Annotated in this window: 18 protein-coding genes; 8 read left to right on the top strand and 10 right to left on the bottom strand. The window is 59.5% G+C overall.

Features of this window, described 5'->3' with window-relative positions; translation table 11 throughout:
* Positions 1 to 133 precede the first annotated feature (133 nt).
* On the bottom strand, positions 134 to 679 hold the full coding sequence (locus AB6T85_RS15415) for a YbhB/YbcL family Raf kinase inhibitor-like protein (protein ID WP_301251773.1): 546 nt from the start codon (positions 677 to 679) through the stop codon (positions 134 to 136).
* 168 nt (positions 680 to 847) lie between these two features.
* Here AB6T85_RS15415 and AB6T85_RS15410 point away from each other — a divergent pair, with 168 nt between their 5' ends.
* Both AB6T85_RS15410 and AB6T85_RS15405 read left to right on the top strand, forming a co-directional pair.
* Entirely contained in the window at positions 848 to 2,281 is a 1,434-nt protein-coding gene (locus AB6T85_RS15410) for a YchO/YchP family invasin (RefSeq protein ID WP_253454485.1), read from the top strand.
* Positions 2,282 to 2,371: 90 nt separating this feature from the next.
* A complete protein-coding gene (locus tag AB6T85_RS15405) occupies positions 2,372 to 3,277 on the top strand; it encodes a bestrophin family protein (RefSeq protein WP_253454484.1) in 906 nt (301 codons plus the stop codon).
* Between the two features lie 108 nt (positions 3,278 to 3,385).
* Here the strand turns inward: AB6T85_RS15405 and AB6T85_RS15400 are convergent, their stop codons facing one another.
* A complete protein-coding gene (locus AB6T85_RS15400; protein ID WP_253454483.1) occupies positions 3,386 to 3,598 on the bottom strand; it encodes a hypothetical protein in 213 nt (70 codons plus the stop codon).
* Between the two features lie 145 nt (positions 3,599 to 3,743).
* On the opposite strand from AB6T85_RS15400, the gene astA reads away from it, so the two are divergent.
* The 5 genes from astA to spy all read left to right on the top strand — a co-directional run bounded on the left by astA (position 3,744) and on the right by spy (position 9,440).
* Positions 3,744 to 4,778 (top strand): arginine N-succinyltransferase, encoded by a 1,035-nt coding sequence (gene astA, locus AB6T85_RS15395; RefSeq protein ID WP_253454482.1) that lies wholly within the window; start codon positions 3,744 to 3,746, stop codon positions 4,776 to 4,778.
* Positions 4,775 to 6,238 (top strand): succinylglutamate-semialdehyde dehydrogenase, encoded by a 1,464-nt coding sequence (gene astD / locus AB6T85_RS15390; protein WP_369896042.1) that lies wholly within the window; start codon positions 4,775 to 4,777, stop codon positions 6,236 to 6,238. Before astA ends, astD begins: the two co-directional genes overlap by 4 nt.
* A complete protein-coding gene (gene astB, locus AB6T85_RS15385) occupies positions 6,235 to 7,560 on the top strand; it encodes an N-succinylarginine dihydrolase (RefSeq protein WP_369896041.1) in 1,326 nt (441 codons plus the stop codon). The genes astD and astB overlap by 4 nt, the downstream gene beginning before the upstream one ends.
* A gap of 79 nt (positions 7,561 to 7,639) precedes the next feature.
* Positions 7,640 to 8,638: a succinylglutamate desuccinylase gene (gene astE / locus AB6T85_RS15380; RefSeq protein WP_301251779.1), complete on the top strand. Its 999-nt coding sequence runs from the start codon at positions 7,640 to 7,642 to the stop codon at positions 8,636 to 8,638.
* Between the two features lie 307 nt (positions 8,639 to 8,945).
* Complete coding sequence (gene spy, locus AB6T85_RS15375) at positions 8,946 to 9,440, top strand: ATP-independent periplasmic protein-refolding chaperone Spy (protein WP_253454478.1); 495 nt, start codon at positions 8,946 to 8,948, stop codon at positions 9,438 to 9,440.
* 119 nt (positions 9,441 to 9,559) lie between these two features.
* Here the strand turns inward: spy and cho are convergent, their stop codons facing one another.
* From cho to AB6T85_RS15355, 4 genes are all read right to left on the bottom strand, one after another.
* A complete protein-coding gene (cho, locus tag AB6T85_RS15370; RefSeq protein WP_253454477.1) occupies positions 9,560 to 10,423 on the bottom strand; it encodes an excinuclease Cho in 864 nt (287 codons plus the stop codon).
* Positions 10,424 to 10,582: 159 nt separating this feature from the next.
* Positions 10,583 to 11,410 (bottom strand): NAD(+) synthase, encoded by an 828-nt coding sequence (gene nadE / locus AB6T85_RS15365; RefSeq protein ID WP_301251781.1) that lies wholly within the window; start codon positions 11,408 to 11,410, stop codon positions 10,583 to 10,585.
* A 114-nt stretch (positions 11,411 to 11,524) separates the two neighbouring features.
* Positions 11,525 to 12,718 (bottom strand): multidrug effflux MFS transporter, encoded by a 1,194-nt coding sequence (locus tag AB6T85_RS15360; RefSeq protein WP_301729677.1) that lies wholly within the window; start codon positions 12,716 to 12,718, stop codon positions 11,525 to 11,527.
* Positions 12,715 to 13,296, bottom strand: a complete 582-nt coding sequence (locus AB6T85_RS15355) for a TetR/AcrR family transcriptional regulator (RefSeq protein WP_253454474.1) — start codon at positions 13,294 to 13,296, stop codon at positions 12,715 to 12,717. The genes AB6T85_RS15360 and AB6T85_RS15355 overlap by 4 nt, the downstream gene beginning before the upstream one ends.
* 188 nt (positions 13,297 to 13,484) lie before the next feature.
* Between AB6T85_RS15355 and osmE the strand changes: the two genes are divergently transcribed.
* Positions 13,485 to 13,820, top strand: coding sequence for an osmotically-inducible lipoprotein OsmE (gene osmE, locus AB6T85_RS15350; RefSeq protein ID WP_125289739.1), 336 nt, complete (start codon positions 13,485 to 13,487; stop codon positions 13,818 to 13,820).
* A 56-nt stretch (positions 13,821 to 13,876) separates the two neighbouring features.
* Here the strand turns inward: osmE and AB6T85_RS15345 are convergent, their stop codons facing one another.
* The 4 genes from AB6T85_RS15345 to AB6T85_RS15330 form a co-directional block, all read right to left on the bottom strand.
* Positions 13,877 to 14,302: a DUF6515 family protein gene (locus AB6T85_RS15345; RefSeq protein ID WP_253454473.1), complete on the bottom strand. Its 426-nt coding sequence runs from the start codon at positions 14,300 to 14,302 to the stop codon at positions 13,877 to 13,879.
* Between the two features lie 93 nt (positions 14,303 to 14,395).
* On the bottom strand, positions 14,396 to 15,739 hold the full coding sequence (locus AB6T85_RS15340; RefSeq protein WP_253454472.1) for an MFS transporter: 1,344 nt from the start codon (positions 15,737 to 15,739) through the stop codon (positions 14,396 to 14,398).
* 175 nt (positions 15,740 to 15,914) lie between these two features.
* Positions 15,915 to 18,179: a catalase HPII gene (gene katE / locus AB6T85_RS15335; RefSeq protein WP_253454471.1), complete on the bottom strand. Its 2,265-nt coding sequence runs from the start codon at positions 18,177 to 18,179 to the stop codon at positions 15,915 to 15,917.
* A 147-nt stretch (positions 18,180 to 18,326) separates the two neighbouring features.
* Positions 18,327 to 19,724, bottom strand: a complete 1,398-nt coding sequence (locus AB6T85_RS15330) for an L-cystine transporter (RefSeq protein WP_301251787.1) — start codon at positions 19,722 to 19,724, stop codon at positions 18,327 to 18,329.
* Between the last annotated feature and the right edge of the window lie 27 nt (positions 19,725 to 19,751).

Here is a 19,751-nt window from a genome sequence, read left to right as displayed (position 1 = left end):
CGCCATGGCACAACGGTGGCTGACCATGCCGGCACGCCTGGCGCATCATACTAACCGCGCCGGGGTGCCTGGCTCGTAATGGCAATCCTTACGGGATAAAGCATACCGGAGCGTATGCGCTCAACGCTCCCGGTTAACCGTTGCCGAAACGTCCAATCAGGCCAGCGGCGCCCAGCGTATGGCCCTTCAGTCGGCCAAACAGCGCCTCGCGCGTTAAGCCCTGCTCCAGTCCATTTGCCGGTAAATCGGTGGCGATCAGCGTGAAGTTATAATGATGCTCGCCGCTGCCGACCGGCGGGCACGGGCCGTGATAGCGCAGAGTGCCCGGCGAATTTTTCCCGCCCGTATAGCCTTTGCCGCTGGTCAGCTCGCCCTGGGCAAAGCTGGTGCGCTGAAAAGGAATGTTGTAGGCCACCAGATGATCGACGCCCAGCCCCTTAGCGCCTACAGGATCGGTCACCACCAGCGCAAAGCTTTTGGTGCCTTCAGGCGGGTTATTCCAGCTCAGCGCCGGCGAAATGTTTTCTCCCGTACAGCTGGCGTTGCCTTTGGCGGCGCCGGCGAATTTTTTCGCCATCAGCGCGTTATCGTTAAAGTCGGGGGAGCTGAGCGTAAAAACCGGGGCGGCAGACGCGGACGCGGCCGTCAGCAGCAGCGCTGCGAGCAGACTTTTTTTCATCAGAGGTTTCCGGGTTAAGAGGTTAGCGCAAAGTCTGGTTGATAATTCGCCGCTCTGCCAGCAGGCACGGCGGGTGCCGCTGACAAAATAAAAGTGTTAAGCTAGTTTTTTGTGATCTACATCCAGGTTTCTTATTCAGAAAAAGGCTTAACGACCGCTGATAACGTGATGAAAAAAATAACTGCCTTTCCCATTCCCGCCAGAGCGCTGGTTTCAGCCGGGCTGCTGGCCCTGTCGCCGCTTGCTCAGGCGCTGATGACGGAGACCCGCGTCGCCGACGCGCCTTTTGCCGATCCTGCCCGCTTCGCCCGTGAGCTGCCCGATCTCGGTAGCAGCAGCAGCGGTTCGGATCAGGCGCTGGAAAAGCGTATCGCGCAGGCGATGAAAAGCATCGGCGAAGCCAGTATGAACAGCGATGAAGATAAATCGCTGAGCAGCGAGGCGGGCGCCTGGGCCTTTAATCATTTCCGCGACGAGGCGGCAAAGCGCGTTGAAAACGAAGGGCAACAGCTTCTTTCTCCCTACGGTCAGGCCAACTTATCGCTGCTGGTGGACAGCAACGGCAATTTCGACGGCTCGTCCGCGCAGCTGCTTACGCCGTGGCAGGATAACTATCAGTATCTGACGTTCAGCCAGCTGGGCGTTGAGCAGACGGATGACGGGCTGGTCGGCAACGCGGGGCTTGGCCAGCGCTGGCTGACCGGTAGCTGGCGGCTGGGCTATAACGCCTTTGTCGACGAGCTGTTTACCGAAAACCAGCGGCGCGGATCGCTGGGCGCAGAGGCCTGGAGCCACTATCTGCGCTTTTCCGCCAACTACTATCAGCCGCTTTCCGGCTGGCGGCAGCGTTCGACAACGCAGGAGATGCGGATGGCGCGCGGCTACGACATCACCACGCAGGGCTATTTGCCTTTCTATCAGCAGCTCGGCGTCTCGCTCAGCTACGAACGCTATCTGGGCGACAATGTCGATCTGTTCAACAGCGGCACGCAGAGCAGCAACCCTGCCGCAATTAAAGTGGGCGTTAGCTATACGCCGGTGCCGCTGTTTACGCTGACCGCCTCGCATAAGACGGCGGACAGCGGCGAAACGCAGGATCAGCTCGGGCTAAAAATGAACTATCAGATCGGTGTGGCGCTGAGCAAGCAGCTGTCGGCGGATAACGTGGCCGCCGCGCGTTCGCTCAGCGGCAGCCGCTACGACGCGGTAACGCGCAGTAATCTGCCGGTGATGGAGTTCCGCCAGCGGAAAACGCTGTCGGTGTTTCTGGCAACGCCGCCGTGGCAGGTGCAGCCGGGCGAAACGCTGCCCCTGAAGCTACAGATTCGCCAGGCGAATCCGCTGAAGGCGATTAGCTGGCAGGGCGACACCCAGGCGCTGAGCCTGACGCCGCCTGCCAACAACGTCAGCCCGGACGGCTGGAGCATCATTGTTCCGGCCTGGGACAGCTCGCCGGAAGCGACCAACGAATACCATCTGTCGGTGACCGTCGAGGACAGCAGGCAGCAGCGGGTGACCTCGAACTGGATCACCCTGAAGCTGACGCCGCCGGTAACCTTACAGTCTTCCGGCGCGGACTCGTTCAATTTGATGGCGCCCTGACCAGCACCTGATGTGACAGTTATCACAGAAATAGCTGGGCAGAGCGGCCGGAATTTGCCACTCTTTCTAAAAAAATTACGGCTGCTTATTATGATCGTCCGTCCTCATCGCCACTGGTTTGTTCGCCTTTTTTCCTGGCACGGCTCCGTGCTGCCCGGCATCCTGTTCCGGCTTGGCCTGAATCTGCTGATGTCGATTATCGCCATTTTCTGCCTGGACTGGTACGAAACCCTGGGCGTAAAGCTGACGCTGGCGCCTTTCAGCCTGCTCGGCGTCTCCATCGCTATCTTTCTGGGTTTTCGCAACAGCGTCTGCTATGCGCGCTTTTCCGAGGCGCGGCAGCTCTGGGGCAGCCTGCTGATTACCTGCCGCGATATTCAGCGCCAGGTGCTGGCGATCTCGCCGGCCGATGCGCCGCGTATCGCCGCTTTGCTGATGGCCTTTTGCTATAGCCTCAAGCACCAGCTCAGGCGCACCGATGCGCGGGAGGATCTCAACCGTTTTCTGGGCGACGAAGCCGAAGACATCCTGCGGCGGCGCGCGCGTACCAATGCGATTGAACTGAAAATATCCCAGTGGCTGGCCGACCAGCGCCGCAGCGGAGCGATCTCGGATATCGTTTACGCGCAGCTGGATAACAGCATCCATCAGCTTTCGCTGGTGCTGGGCGGCTGCGAGCGGCTGGCCAGCGTGCCGGTGCCGTTCGCCTATGGCCTGCTGCTGCACCGCACCGTTTACCTGTTCTGTACGCTGCTGCCTTTCGCGCTGGTGCCGGATCTGCACTATATGACGCCGCTGGTGTCGGTTTTTATCGCCTATAGCTTTCTTTCGCTGGATACGCTGGCGGAGGAGCTGGAAATGCCTTTCGGCTACGCCAACAACCATCTGCCGATGGATGCGATGTGCACCAATATAGAAATCAATCTGCTGGAGATGAACAACCAGCGCGAACTCCCCGAAGCGCCGGTTCCCGATCGGTACTATCGCCTGACATAGGCACCTGACCCACGCTGTTTTCTGATGCGTGCTGCATGTTTGCTACAGGCACCAGGCCCACGCTATTTTCTGTTACCTGACGCAGGCGTCCAGCCGCGCTATTTTCTGTTACCTGACGCAGGCATTCAGCCGCGCTGTTTTCTGGTGCGTACTGCACGCCCAAGGTGCGCGCTTTGTGCCGGGCGATTGATAATTGACGTTCGCGATCACAAAAACATTATTTACTGGTTCAGTTGCATAACCGTGCTGTTTTACCGTCTCGCCAGCCCGCACCGTCTGAGCATTATTCACTTTATATGCAATTAAAGTGAATAGCGGCATATCCTATCTCTTTGATTTTTCTTTTTATCACTTTTTTTATTCATTTTTGTACTGGCTGGCATAAAGTCTGCAACATACAGTGTGGTACACCAAATTAACATTATTGAAACCTTTAATTTACCTGCCGCGCGCGAGGAGCGTTATTATGATGGTCATCCGTCCCGTAGAGCACGACGACCTGGCGCAGTTAATGACGCTGGCCGGTAAAACCGGCGGCGGGCTGACGTCGCTGCCTGCCGACAGCGCCACGCTGAGCGCAAGGATTGAGCGCTCAATACAAACCTGGCGCGGCCAGCTGCCGCAGGCCGATCAGGGCTATGTCTTTGTGCTGGAAGAGCTGGCGACGCGCCGCGTAATCGGGATTTGCGCCATCGAGGTGGCGGTTGGTATGCAGGATCCCTGGTATAACTTTCGCGTCGGCACGCAGGTGCACGCCTCGCGCGAGCTGAACGTCTACAAAGTGCTGCCGACGCTGTCGCTCAGTAACGATCACACCGGCAGCAGCGAACTCTGCACGCTGTTTCTCGATCCCGATTACCGCAGCGGTAAAAACGGCTATCTGCTCTCGAAATCCCGCTTTCTGTTTATGGCCGCCTTCCGCCACCGCTTTATGCAAAAAGTTGTGGCGGAGATGCGCGGCGTCAGCGATGAAAACGGGCATTCGCCTTTCTGGGAGAGCGTAGGCAGCCGCTTTTTTTCCATCTCTTTTACCACCGCCGACTACCTGAGCGGCACCGGCAAAAAAACCTTTATTGCCGAGCTGATGCCCAAGCATCCGCTTTATATCGACTATCTCTCTGCCGAAGCGCAGGCCACCATCGGGCAGACCCATCCGCAAACCGCACCGGCTCGCGCGGTGCTGGAGGCGGAAGGGTTTCGCTATCAAAACTATGTGGATATTTTTGACGGCGGCCCAACGCTGGAATGCGATATCGATCGCGTGCGGGCGATCCGCAAAAGTCGGCAGCTGCGCGCGGCGATCGGGCCGGCAGGGAGCGACAGGCTGCCGCTTTGCCTGGTGGGCAACGAGCGCTACGAAGATTTTCGCGTCGTGTTGCTCAACGCCGACCCGCATGCGGACACGCTGGCGCTGACGCCGGAACAGGCGGCTGTTTTACGTTGCGGGCAGGGCGACAGCCTGCGCGTGGTCACTCTGGGCTGCGAGGAGAAAAAAGCATGACCCATTTTATTAACGGAGCGTGGTTGACCGGCGACGGCGAAGCGCTCAGCAAGCAGGATCCGATCGACGCGCGGCCGCTGTGGCAGGGCCGGGCCGCCAGTCAGGCACAAATAACGACGGCGGTCGAGGCGGCCCGCGCCGCCTTTCCCGGCTGGGCGAAACGTCCCTTTGCGGAACGCGTCGCGCTGGCGGAACGCTTTGCCACGCTGCTTTTGCAACATCAGGCAGAGCTGGCCGCCACTATCGCCCGGGAAACCGGCAAGCCGCGCTGGGAAGCCGCCACAGAAGTGCAGGCGATGATCAATAAAATCGCCATCTCCGTCAGCGCTTATCACGCCCGCACCGGAGAAGCGCAGCAGGGCGACAGCGAGCTGCGGCACCGGCCGCACGGCGTGCTGGCGGTTTTAGGCCCGTATAACTTCCCCGGCCATCTGCCGAACGGGCATATCGTGCCCGCGCTGCTGGCCGGAAATACGCTGGTGTTTAAACCCAGCGAGCTGACGCCGATGACCGCCGAGCAGACGGTCAGGCTTTGGCAGCAGGCGGGGCTGCCGGACGGCGTGCTGAATCTGCTGCAGGGCGGCGGCGACTGTGGCAGGACGCTGACGCAGTCCTCGCTGGACGGCGTGCTTTTTACCGGCAGCGCGGCGACCGGCTATCAGCTGCACAGGCAGTTCGCCGGCCAGCCGGAAAAAATGCTGGCGCTGGAGATGGGCGGCAACAACGCGCTGATCGTCGAGGATCCGCAGTCGATCGACGCCGCTGTTCATCTTACTATTCAGTCGGCCTTTATCACGGCGGGACAGCGCTGCACCTGCGCGCGTCGGCTGCTGGTCAAGCGTGGCGCGCAGGGCGATGCGTTTCTTGCCCGCCTGGCGGCGGTGGCGGCAAAAATCGAGCCGGGACGCTGGGACGCCGATCCGCAGCCTTTTATGGGCAGCGTGATTTCGCCGCAGGCGGCGGAGCATATTTACGGGGAATGGCAATCGCGCGTGGCGGCGGGCGGCGAAGTGCTGCTGCCGATGCGCTGGCCGTCGAAAACGAGCGCTATCCTGACGCCGGGCATCATCGACGTGACGACGCTGACGCTGCCGGACGAAGAAGTGTTCGGGCCGCTGCTGGCGGTGATCCGCTATGACGACTTCAGCCAGGCGATCCGCATTGCCAACGCCACCCGCTACGGTCTTTCCTGCGGGTTGATTTCGCCGCATCGCGAGCTGTTTGATCGGCTGCTGATCGAGGCGCGAGCCGGGATCGTCAACTGGAACAAACCGCTGACCGGCGCGGCCAGCACCGCACCTTTCGGCGGCATCGGCGCGTCCGGCAACCATCGTCCCGGTGCGTTTTACGCGGCGGACTACTGTGCGTGGCCGCTGGCTTCGCTGGCCTCGGCCGATCTTTCGCTGCCCGCCGCGCTGTCGCCCGGCCTGGATTTCAGCCCCACAGGAGAAGCATCATGAACGCCCGCGAAGTCAATTTTGACGGCCTGCCCGGTTTAACCCATCACTATGCCGGGCTGTCGTTTGGCAACGAGGCCTCCTCCCGGCATCAGCATCAGCTCTCTGACCCCAAACTGGCGGCAAAGCAGGGCCTGTTGAAAATGAAGGCGCTGGCCGACAGGGGCTTTGCGCAGGGCGTGATCCCACCGCACGAAAGGCCGAACATCGCGGCACTGCGCCAGCTGGGCTTCAGCGGCACCGAGCCGCAGGTGCTGGCGAAAGCGGCCGCGCAGGCCCCGATGCTGCTGTCGGCGGTCAGTTCCGCTTCGGCAATGTGGGTCGCTAACGCCGCTACCGTCTCGCCTTCCGCCGACAGCGCCGACAGCCGCGTGCATTTGACCGTGGCGAACCTGAACAACAAATTTCACCGCTCGCTGGAAGCGCCCACCACGGGCGCGATACTGCGCGCGATGTTCCGCGACGTGCGCCACTTCTGCGTCCATGACGCCTTGCCGCAGGTTGCGATGTTTGGCGATGAAGGCGCGGCCAACCATAATCGTTTCAGCGCGGGCTACGGCGAGCCGGGCGTACAGCTGTTCGTTTATGGACGCGAAGAGGGCGGCGGCGGCCTAATCCCGGCACGCTATCCGGCGCGGCAAACGCTGGAGGCAAGCCAGGCGGTGGCGCGGCTGCATCAGCTTGATCCGAACCGGACGCTGTTTGCGCAGCAGAATCCGGCGGTGATTGACCAGGGCGTATTCCACAACGATGTGATCGCCGTCAGCAATCAGCAGGTGCTGTTCTGTCACGAGCTGGCTTTTCTGGAGCAGCAGGCGCTGTTCGATCGGCTGCGTGAAAGGCTGCCGGGCTTTACGCCGGTGGTGGTGCCGGATGCGCGGGTCAGCGTCAGCGACGCCGTCGCCACCTATCTGTTTAACAGCCAGCTGTTAAGCAAGCCGGACGGCAAAATGCTGCTGGCGCTGCCGGAAGAGGCGCGTCGGCACGACGGCGTATGGCGCTGGCTGAACGAACTCACGGAAGGCGGCGCGATCGACGAGCTGCACGTCTTCGACCTGCGGGAAAGCATGGGCAACGGCGGTGGGCCAGCCTGCCTGCGGCTGCGCGTGGTGATGAACGAGGCGGAGCTGGCGGCGGTCAATCCGGCGGTGATGCTGACCGATACGCTGTTTACCTTGCTCAATGCGTGGGTGGATCGCCACTACCGCGACAGGCTTTGCCAGGCGGATCTGGCTGACCCGCAGCTGCTCACGGAAAACCGCGAAGCGCTGGATGAGCTGACTAAGATGCTAGACTTAGGAAGTATCTACTCTTTCCAACGCTAATCAGGGAGGAACAGGGCGCGTCGGGCTGACCCCGGGCGCGCGCTGGCAGTCGCAGGGAGAACTATAATAAGGAGAACCTATGCAGGACTTTCTTCAGCAGACGTTAAGCACAGAGCCGCCTGCACAAGTTTCCGGCCGCAACGACCAGCTAAGCTGGCAGTGGCTGGACCATGGCATTCTTGAACTTAATCCGCATCAGCCCTGTACGCAGGCGCTGGTGATCTCCGCCGGGATCCACGGCAATGAAACCGCGCCCATTGAAATCCTGAACCAGCTGGTCGGCGAGCTGCTGGCGGGCAAGCGGCCGCTCAAGGCGCGCGTGCTGGTTATTCTGGGCAACCCGGAAGCGATCGCCAGCGGCAAACGCTATCGCCATTGCGATCTCAACCGGCTGTTCGGTGGCCGCTGGCAGCAGTACGATGACCATCCCGAAGCGCGGCGCGCCTGGCGTCTGGAGCAGGCGCTGGAGACGTTCTGGCAGGTGAGCTGCACCGAGGAGAGCCGCTGGCATCTGGATTTGCATACCGCCATTCGCGGCTCCTGGCACAGCCGCTTCGGCGTCATGCCGCTGCGTGAAACGCCCTGGCCGGACGCCTTCCTGCACTGGCTGAGCGCGGCCGGACTTGAGGCGCTGGTGTTCCATCGCTCGCCGGGCGGCACCTTTACGCACTACAGTTCGCAGCACTTTAACGCGGCCAGCTGCACGCTGGAGTTAGGTAAAGCGCTGCCTTTTGGCCGCAACGATTTAACGCTTTTTAGCGCCGCGCGCGACGCGCTGGCCGCTTTGCTCTCCGGTGAACCTTTACCGCCCGTGGGCGAGCCGCCGCAGCGCTATCGGGTTTCGCAGCAGATCACCCGTTTTACCGAGGCTTTCGTGCTGCATATGGGCGCGGAAACGCTGAACTTTACCGCTTTCCCGCAGGGCACGCTGCTGGCGGAGGATGGTGACAAACGCTGCTACGTGCAGCAGGCGCGGGAATATGTTCTTTTCCCCAATCCCGACGTGGCGAAAGGGCAGCGCGCCGGATTGATGCTGGTGGAAGATAACGCCCATAATGAAACCAGCGGCAGCAGCTGATAACGCAACGACGCCGACCGGGACGCTTCATGCCAGCCCGTCGGCGGTCGTCCCGCCTTACTTTTTCCTTTCTCGTTCCTGTCGGCTGTATTACACTCCTCCACAATTTCTGCATTAAACGCGCTAAATACATATCCTTTTGCAATTTCTCACCATAATCTTCGCATTCTCTCCATGATTGCCGCTTTTTTATCTTTTATGCTTTCAAGGCTTTACCCACGTTCTGACTACTTGACGTTCAGCGCAATAAACTGAATCCCGACATTACGACAACGCTGTCGTCACAGAAATGCAAAAGGAAAATAGTATGCGTAAATTAACTTCTCTGGTTGTAGCTATGACACTGGCAATGGGCGCGGCGAATATTGTTCATGCCGCAGCAGATAACATCACGCCGGCACCGGCTGGCGCAGATAAACCAATGATGCACAAGCCGCCTCGCCACGGTGGGCCGCACGAGATGTTCAAAGGCCTGAATCTGACGGACGCGCAGAAAGAGCAGATGCGCAGCATCATGAAAGAGGCGCATAAAGAGATGCCGCGTCCTTCCCTGGAAGAGCGCCGCACGCTGCACAGCATCATCGCGGCTGACAGCTTCGACAAGGCCAAAGCGGAAGCGCAGGCGGAGAAAATGTCGGCTAACGGCAAAGCCCGTGCGCTTTCCATGCTGGAAACGCAGAACAAAATGTATAACGTGCTGACGCCGGAGCAGAAAAAACAGTTCAATGCGAACTTTGAAAAACGTCTGACCGAGAAGCCGCACCACGGCGAGCCTGCGCCAGCCGCACCGGCCGCTGAATAAGCCTTAGCCGCCGGGTGCGATCGCCCGGCAGGCCACGCCTGAGACCGCCGACGTTGTTTCCTGAACCAGGGAGCAGCGTCGGCGGTTTCGTTTATCTGGCTGTCGGCGCTGACGTGGCGTCAGCCAAGCGGAACGATCGGGAACTTGCCGCTGACGATGGGCTTGCAGAGGATTTTATAGCCGTCGCTGTCGAAACCCTGTGGCGTGGAGGTCAGCTTGCCCGCCTCGCTGATATCATCCACCGAGCCAAGGTAAAACCAGTTATTGATCACGTGGATCTGCGTTTTCAGCGGGCCTTCCTCCACCACGCCGACAGCGCCCTCCCAGGGCCAGCACTGCACGCGCACGCGTTCCAGCGCGGCCAGCAGCCTCTCGTGATGGGCTTCCGGCGTCTCTTTACCGCAGCAGGCGCCCGCACAGCGGCCCAGGCTGGCGCGAAAACAGGCGCGGCCTTTGCTGACGTTCTCCAGCCCCAGCAGGCCCAGGCAAAGCCGCTGTTCGTCGGCGATTTTCTGTAGCGTTTCCAGCGCCGATCGGCGGCTGGAGTAAAGGCCAAACAGATCGGAAGTATGGGAAAAATCGACTTCTTTGGCGTAAACCACGCTGGGCTTCAGATCGCTTATCAGCAGCGAGCAAAGCTGGCGGTTTTTGCGCAGGCGCTTATTGAACAAAGGCTGCTGCACCTTGATCATCTGCGCTTCCAGTAACAGCGCGCCCAGTTCGCCCGCCGTGGTGATATAGCTGACGTAACGCGCCTGGCGCAGCATTTTCGCCTCGTCCGGCGTACGAAAATGGGACATTACCCGGCTGCGCAAATTGACGCTTTTACCGATATAGAGCGGCAGGGATTCGCTGTCGCCATGAAAGGTATACACGCCGGGCAGGGAAGGCAGACCTTCCAGCGAAGGCCGCAGGTGTTCGGGATACTGATAAATTGCCGCCGGTTCAAAAGACAGGCGATGGCTGGCTTGACGTCTGACCACATTGCACTCCGCTTACTGTTTGCTTATACAGTGTATCAGGCGTTTGCTGGATAAAAAAGAGTCGGATCGCGCTGGTAATCAACATGCCGCTGACGGCAAGCGACGAAAAGAGGGAAAATAACGTAAAAAAGCGGGCGACCGGAAAGCCGCCCGGCGGGTTTATTTTTTCCAGAAGTCATCAAATACGGTAATCGGCGGACGGCGTTTGTGCTCGGTTTTCAGATACCAGCCCTCAATAATTTTCGCCGCGTCGTCGGCAATCTTCTTGCCTTCCAGATACTGGTCGATCATCTCATAGGTCACGCCCAGCGCCACTTCATCCTGCAAACCGGGACGATCGTCCTCCAGATCGGCGGTCGGCTGTTTAAGGTAGAGGTGCTCCGGGCAGCCCAGCGCTTTCAGCAGCTGTTTGCCCTGGCCTTTGTTCAGGCGGAACAGCGGGTTGATATCCGTGCCGCCGTCGCCGTATTTGGTAAAGAAGCCCGTCACCGCTTCCGCGGCGTGATCCGTTCCCACTACCACGCCGGAAGTCATACCGGCAATGCTGTACTGCGCCTTCATCCTTTCACGCGCTTTTTCATTGCCGCGCACGAAATCAGAGAGGTTGATACCCGTATCGCGCAGCGCTTTTTCGCTGGCCAGCACCGCTTCTTTGATGTTAACCGTCAACACGCGATCGGCCTGAATAAACTGCAGCGCGTCCTGGCAGTCCTGTTCATCTGTCTGATTGCCATAGGGCAGACGCACGGCGATAAACTGATAGTCCTGATTGCCGGTCTCTTCACGCAGCTCGCTGATGGCGAGCTGACTGAGCTTGCCGGCCAGCGTGGAGTCCTGACCGCCGCTGATACCCAGTACCAGCGACTTAATAAACGGGTAAGCCTTCAGGTACGCTTTCAGAAAGTCGACGCTGGTGCGAATTTCCTGCTGTGCATCAATAGTGGGTTTAACCCCCAGCGCTTCGATAATTTCCTGTTGCAGAGCCATTTACCTCTCCTCAGATTTAGTGTCAGGGCAGTTGCCGAAAACCTCTGTCTTAAAATTAACGTGCCAGGCGCGAAACAACAAGGTTGAACCCGCTATTTACGCGCCTTTTATTGATTAATCAGGCTTTTTCGGTTTTTGCGCCACCAAAACGAACATGGCGATGGCCAGCATATAGCAGCCGAAGATGGTGGCGGTCATGGTCAACACCGAGGTGCCGCCGATACCCGTCACCGGCACGGCGATGCCGCCCAGGGTAAACATCACCACGCCCAGCACGGCGGAAGCGCTGCCGGCGCGATGGCCCTGACTCTGCATCGCCAGCGAGGCGGCAGCCACGCCGACCGCGCCGTTGCTCGCCACGCTGAAGAACAGGGCGACCAGCACGAAAGGCAGCGCCGCGCCGCTCAGACCGGCGAGCAGCAGGCTGGCGGAGGAGACGAAGGCCAGCACCAGCGCGCCTTTCACCACGCGATATTCACCCCACAGCGGGCTGAGGCGCGCGCTGGTTTGCGAAGCGATAATCAGGCCGATACCGTTGGCGGCGAAGCAGAAGCTGAACGCCTGCGGCGAGAGGCCATAAATCTGCTGTAAAACAAAAGGCGAAGCGCCGATATAGGCAAACATCCCGGCCATCATAAAGCCCTGGGTCAGGCAAAAACCCATAAAGGGACGGTGGATAACCACCTGACCCAGCGCGGCCCACGCGGAAAACAGGCTGCCCTGGCTACGGCGTTCCGGCGTTAAGGTTTCGCGCAGTTTTACGCGTGCCAGGATAAACAGCAGCAGCGCGATAACGGCAATCACCATAAACAGGCCGCGCCAGCTCAGCAGCGTCATCAGCGCGCCGCCCAGCACTGGCGCGGCGACGGGCGCCAGGCCGTTGACCAGCATCAGCAAAGCAAAGAAACGCGTCAGGTCGTGGCCGCTGTACATATCTCTGGCGATAGCGCGGGAAAGCACCGCGCCGCCTGCGCCGGAAAGCCCTTCAAACAGGCGCGCCAGCAGCAGCTGGTGGATAGTCTGTGCCATCGCGCAGCCGACGGAGGCGATCAGCAGCAGCGCCAGCGACAGCAGCAGCGGCTTGATGCGGCCATATTTATCGCTCATCGGGCCGAATATCAGCTGGCCGGCGCCGAGGCCAATCAGGCCGGCGGTCAGACTAAGCTGGGCGGTGGCGGTAGGCGCGGCCAGGTCGCGGGCAAGCGCGGGCAGGGCAGGTAAATACAGGTCGATACAAAGCGGCCCGAGCGCTGCCAGCAGGCCGAGCGTAATGGCATAGCCAAACCGGTTGGGGTGTGCAGATATCATGGATCCTCTGTGGTGAAAAGTAGTGCGTTGATGTGTTGGTAAAGCTGGTAAAGGCGCTCCGCCGACGCTTTCTGCGGCGTCAGGCGTCGCCAGGCCGTGCCTTCCGTCAGGACGGCCATGACCTCTACGCAGGCGCGCACCTGTTCATCGCTCATAGCGGGATGGTCGCGCTTTACGTTAAGGCAGGCCTGGGTAAACATGCGGTGGTCGGCCTCCGCCATCATGCGGGCCACGACCGGATTGCGGGTCGCTTCCGCTGCAACTTCCTTCATCAGCGCCTCGTCGTCTTCGTTAAGCGCGTGACGCCAGGCAAGCAGGCGAGGCAGATCGGCGGTAGCGGTCTCTTTGATATGTTGCAGGCGGGCATCGATAATGCGCCTGACCATCTCCTCGATAATCGCGTCTTTGCTGGCAAAATAGCGATAGATCTGACCTACGCTAAGCCGCGCCTCGGCGGCCAGCTGCGCCATGCTGGCCCCGTGAAAGCCGGACTGGCGGAAGCAGCGACGACCGGCAGCGATAATTTCGTCCTGACGCTGCCGATGGCGGGCGTCGCGGGTTGGATTGGGTTGGCTCATACTCCCTCGCGCTGGGCAATGACAAAAGGCGCAGGCGCCGTTTGAGAATGAACGTTCATTCTCGGGGGCGGCATTATAAGCGTCTTTATCTGGCCGGGGTAAGCGTTTTTTTCTGCCATAAAGTTGATAACTCTGCATTTATGTTCCAGGCTTAAAGCGACATGGACAATAAATGAGGAATAAAAAACATGAACAAGGTAACAGGACTTATCGGTGCGGCAGTGGCGCTTGCTGTATTATCCGGCTGTTCAGCTTATGACCGCGCGGAAAGCTATGTCACTAAGCCTGTGGTACAGGACGTGAAAAAAGGCATGACCCGCCAGCAGGTTCGCGATATCGCCGGTCCGCCTTCAACTGAAATCACCATGGTTCACGCTCGCGGCACCTGCCAGACCTATGTGCTGGGCCAGCGTGACGGCAAGCAGCAGACCTACTTTGTCAGCTACAGCGACACAGGCCGCGTAATGAACTACGGCTTCCAGAGCTGCAAAGAGTACGATACCGATCCGCAGGTTAATCAGTAATCGCCTGACGGAGTAAAGAAAAAACCGGCCTTAGCCGGTTTTTTTATGCCTGTTGCCTACAGGCCTGGCGGTCGCGGCACTTCCAGATAGCGTCCGTCGATATCGCGGCGATAGTAGTGGCCTTCCTGCACGTAGAAGCGTTCGCCGTTGTAATCAAGCGCGCGCATATCGCTGCTGAAGCGCTCTACCGGCGGCTGCACCACTACATAGGTGTTATCGTGCTGGCGCTGGTAGTAGTTGCCGTTGAGCGCGTAATAGGTCAGACCGCCGATAATCACCGCCGCTGCCGCTCCCGGTAAAAAAGAGAGCCTGCCCGGCCCACGGCCGCGATCCCAACCGTGGCCGCGATCCCAGCCGTGACCGCGATCCCAACCCGGACCGCGATCCCAGCCTGGCCCCGGTCCCCAGCCGCCAGGATGCGCTGCCACCAGCGTTGGCGACAACAGCGTTAAGGCGAACAGAGCGCTTATCACCTTTTTCATACAGTTTCTCCTGGTCCTCACTGCCGCTAACATTACTCCGGGCCAGTGAAAACGCAAGCGGCGGCTGCGGCTATTGCGGGTTGCTTACACTGCTTAACGTATTCTTAACTCCGCCTCCATGTTGGCTGCCAGATCGGGACTGACAGGGGGCGTTGCCGTCAGCTTTTTCTCCGGTTGCAGCAGCGTCATCGCCAGCATGCTGCCGAAGGCAATGGCCGCCGTCGCGCTGAACATGGCGTTGTAGCCGAAATGCTCAGCCAGCCAGCCGCTCAGCATTGGCGACAGGATCGATGCCAGGTTGGCGATGGCCAGCGTCATCCCGCTATAGGTGCCGACCGTGGATTTCGGCGTGACGTCAATCACCACCGACCAGTAAACGTTATTTACCAGCGCGTTCAGGGCGTTGCCCAGCGTCATCAGCAGGATAATCCCGGCGGCGGAAGCCATCCACGGGATCGCCATAAAGCAGAGTCCGGTGCAAAGCAGCCCGACGGCAGCAAAGAGATTGCGCGCCAGCCGCAGATTACCGGAGCGCTTCAGCAGCGTGTCGGCAATCTTGCCGCCGAGTAGCACGGTAATACAGGCGCCGCTCCACGGGATCATCGCCACATACCAGAGCGAGTGCAGATCGTAGTGAAAGCTGTCCTGCAAATATTTCGGCCCCCAGGTGACCAGGGTAAAGGTGACATACAGGAAAGAAAAATAGCCCAGCGCGTTGCAGACCAGCGTGCGGCTGGTGAAAAAGCGCCACCACGGCAGGCGCGGCCCGGCGGTGCTTTGCTGCTGGCCCTGCATAATCAACTCGCGCTCCGCCTGGCTGGCGCGCGGCTGCTGCATCGGGCTGTCGGTGAAAATTCGCGCGAAAATCACCATAGCGATCAGCGAGAAAACGCCGAGCAGGATAAACATCAGCCGCCAGTCGTTGGTCAACAGCAGCAGGCCCACGGCGATCGGTGCCGTCAGCAGCGCGCCTACCTGGGTGCTGAGTAAGCCGATGCCCAGCGCCATGCCGCGCTCGTTATCGGGCGCCCAGTGCGCGATAGCTTTGTTCATCAGCGCATAGGCCGGGCCTTCGGCAAAGCCGAACAGGATGCGCATTACGGCAAAGCCCATAATGGCCGAGCCGCCAAACAGCGCCACGCCCAGCTCTCCCGCCCAGGCGGTAGCGATCTCCAACAGCGACCAGAGCACGCCCGCCAGCAGCCAGACTTTTTTTGTGCCCAGCCGATCGGCCAGAAACCCGCCGCAGAGCGAGCCGAACAGATAGCCAAAGCCGAAATAGCTCAGCACCACGCCCAGCTCCGTTTTGCTGAAATGAAATTCCGCAGAAATGGCGTTTGCCGCGAAGGAGAGGGCGCCGCGATCGATATAGTTGATCAGCGCGATAAAAAACAGCATGGCGAAAATGCGGTAGCGATAGCGGGTGTCGACTCTCATGGATCTTCTCCTGAACAACGAGTGGTATCAGGAAGAAGCAAGTTCAGTGCCACAGTGTAGAGATCGGATAAGGCGCGGGCGAAAGGCGCTTTATGCGCGCTAATCGGCAGGAGATGCCAAATAAAAAGGCGCAGCCGCTACCGGCTGCACCTTCAGTGAACAAACGAACGGCGGATTAAGCCGGAACGCTTAGCGCCTTCTGGCTGCGCGACCAGACGCGGTGCGCGGCCATCGCGGCCAGGAACTCGCTCATCAGCACGCCTTCGGCTTTATCATCTTCGATGACGCCTTCCTCACGCTCGCTGTCGCCCAGACCGAACTGCGATTTGAAGCGGCGGGCGTCGCCGCTCAGGCCAATCACCTTCAGATGCTTGTAGGCTTCCAGCAGGAAGTAACGGGCGTCGCCGCTGAGCAGCAGCGCGTCGATGTTGCCGTCCGGCACGATCACCGCATCAAAGGTCAGCGACGGCAGGCCGCTAAAGGTAGCGTCAATCGGCAGATTAGAACCGTCGTCGGCACGAACCTGGCCCATATGGCGCGCCAGCAGCTTGGCGTGCACGCCCTGCGCCTTCAGCTCCTGCAAAATTGCCAGCACGTCTGCCGCTACCACGCCGTCGCTGATCAGCAGCGCCACCTGGCGGCCTTTGATCGAGCCACTTGGCACGGCATAAAGGCTCAGGCTGGCATCTTTTTTCAGGCCGTTAACGTCTTTCGGCGGCGCGGTGTGCATCTTCTCATCGGACAGCGCGATGCCCAGGTTCTCCGCCACGCCGTTCGCCAGCGACACGTCGATACGTACCAGATGATCCACGACGCGCTCGCGGATATAGGCACGAGCCACCTTGCTCAGCTCAAAAGAGAAGGCGTCAATAATGTGCTGCTGCTCAACAGGCGTCTGGCTGTTCCAGAACAGGCGCGGCTGCGAGTAGTATTCGCCGAAGGAAGGGCTGCGCTCGCGCACCTTGTGGCCTTCAATACGCTCCTGATAGCTTTCAAATCCACCGCGATGCGGAGCCGGCGGCGTTTCGCGCGGCCAGTTATCGTTGATGGAATTCGGCTCGTAGTTGGCCGGGTTGGTATCGATATCCGTACGGTGCATCCCCTGACGCTGGAAATTATGGTAAGGGCAGGTCGGACGGTTAATCGGAATTTCATGGAAGTTAGGCCCGCCAAGACGGCTGATCTGCGTATCGGTATAGGAGAACAGACGGCCCTGTAACAGCGGATCGTTGGTGAAATCCAGGCCGGGAACGATGTGGCCGGGATGGAAAGCAACCTGCTCGGTTTCGGCAAAGAAGTTGTCCGGATTGCGGTTCAGCACCATCTTACCGACCAGCTGCACCGGCACCAGCTCTTCCGGGATCAGCTTGGTGGCATCCAGCAGGTCAAAATCGAATTTGAATTCATCTTCTTCCGGGATCAGCTGTACGCCCAGCTCATATTCCGGATAGTCGCCCGCCTCAATGGCTTCCCACAGATCGCGGCGATGGAAATCGGGATCGCGGCCGGTGAGTTTTTGTGATTCGTCCCACAGCAGCGAAGCTTTGCCCGCGACCGGTTTCCAGTGGAAGCGCACAAAGGTCGCTTTGCCCTCGGCGTTAATAAAGCGGAAGGTGTGAATGCCGAAGCCTTCCATCGTGCGGTAGCTGCGCGGAATGCCGCGATCGGACATTGCCCAAATCACGTTATGCAGCGTTTCCGGCTGTAGCGAGACGTAATCCCAGAAAGTATCGTGCGCGCTCTGGCCCTGTGGAATTTCATTGTGCGGCTCAGGTTTTACCGCATGCACGAAGTCCGGGAATTTATGCGCGTCCTGAATAAAGAACACCGGCGTATTGTTGCCGACTAAATCGAAAACGCCTTCATCGGTATAGAACTTGGTGGCCCAGCCGCGAATATCGCGTACGGTATCCGCCGAGCCTGCGCCGCCCTGAACGGTAGAGAAACGCACGAAAACCGGCGTCTGCTTTTCAGGATCGCGCAGGAAATCCGCCTTGGTGATATCGCTCATATCGCGATAGGGCTGGAAATAGCCGTGCGCCGCTGAACCACGGGCATGGACGATGCGTTCAGGAATACGCTCGTGGTCAAAATGGGTAATCTTTTCGCGCAGGATAAAATCTTCCAGCAGCGTTGGGCCACGAGTACCGGCGCGCAGCGAGTTCTGGTCGTCAGCGATGCGCGTACCCTGATTGGTCGTCAGCGGGAAGTTCTCGCCGCCTTTACGGAAGGTTTCCAGCGCGTCCAGCTTGGCGTTACTGGTCTCGGGCGCTTTCAGGCTGCCGGGCGCAGTAGGCTGCTTGCCGGGCGGCGTTGGCTCAGAAAGCGGCTTATGCGAGCCATCGGCGGGTGCCAGCGAATCCATTCCCGGCTTTGCGGAATCAGGCCCGGTTAACGGGGCATTATGGGTGATTTCCTTGTTATCGGTTTCTTTCGACATGCTCACTTGCTCCTGTGATGTGTGTTTCTAACCATTAACTATAGAACAGTGCGCGAGGTACGCCCGGAAACCGAAGGGTTATGTTTAGCAGACAATAAAAAGGGCCGCTGAGCGGCCCCTGAACAGGTTGCATAAACAACGTTTTGCTTAACGATGCGCCAGTTCGGCTTCGTTGTCCGCTTCCGCGTCCAGCAGAGATTTATCGGTTTGCTTCAGCCACTGGCTGGTCAGCATTCCTGCCGTCATCGAACCGTTAACGTTAAGCGCGGTGCGGCCCATATCGATCAGCGGTTCGATCGAAATCAGCAGCGCCACCAGCGTGACCGGCAGGCCCAGCGTTGGCAGAACGATCAGCGCGGCAAAGGTTGCGCCGCCGCCCACGCCCGCTACGCCGGCAGAGCTTAGCGTAACGATGCCAACCAGCGTGGCGATCCACACCGGATCGAACGGGTTAATGCCTACCGTTGGCGCAACCATCACCGCCAGCATGGTGGGGTACAGCCCGGCACAGCCGTTCTGGCCGATAGTGGCGCCGAAAGAGGCTGAGAAGCTGGCGATCGATTCCGGAATGCCAAGGCGGCGGGTTTGCGCTTCCACGCTCAGCGGAATGGTCGCCGCGCTGGAGCGGCTGGTAAAAGCAAAAGTGATAACCGGCCAGACCTTGCGGAAGAAACGCCTGGGATTGACGCCGTTAACGGAAAGCAGCAGCGCGTGCACCGCAAACATAATCGCCAGGCCCAGATAAGATGCAATGACAAAACTGCCCAGCTTGACGATATCCGCCAGGTTAGAGCTGGCGACCACTTTGGTCATCAGCGCCATTACGCCGTAAGGCGTCAGCTTCATAATCAGACGCACCAGCTTCATCACCCATGCCTGAAGCACGTCGATGGCGGCCAGCACACGCTCGCCTTTCGGTTTGTCGTCACGCAGTAAATGCAGGGCGGCAACGCCCAGGAAAGCGGCAAAAATCACCACGCTGATAATAGAGGTCGGATTGGCCCCGGTCAGATCGGCGAAAGGATTTTTCGGCACGAAAGAGAGCAGCAGCTGCGGCGCGGAAAGGTCGGCCACTTTACCGATATAGTTAGACTGTAGCGCAGACAGGCGCGCGGTTTCCTGCACGCCCTGCACCAGACCGCTGGCGTTGAGCCCAAACAGCCAGGTAACAAAAACGCCCACCAGCGCGGAAATCGCCGTAGTGAACAGCAGCACGCCGATAGTCAGCACGCTGATTTTGCCCAGCGACGACGCGTTATGCAGACGGGCCACGGCGCTGAGAATCGAAGCGAACACCAGCGGCATGACGATCATCTGCAACAGCTGTACGTAGCCGTTGCCGACAACGTTGAACCAGCTAATGGATTCTTTCAACACCGGGTTATCGGCACCGTAAATAGTGTGCAGGATCAGCCCAAACAGCACGCCTACAACCAGGCCCAGCAGCACTTTTTTCGCCAGGCTCCAGCTGGCGTTGCCGCTTTTAGCCAGTAGCCCCAGCAGCAGAATAAACGCCGCCAGGTTTGCAATTAATGGAAAATTCATCCCCAGATCTCCTTTTTTGACGAGGCA

The sequence above is a fragment of the Erwinia aeris genome (assembly GCF_041224955.1).
GTDB classification, from domain to species: Bacteria; Pseudomonadota; Gammaproteobacteria; order Enterobacterales; family Enterobacteriaceae; genus Erwinia; species Erwinia aeris.
Note: the sequence above shows the minus strand (reverse complement) of the source record. Positions and strands in the feature narration are given on the sequence as shown.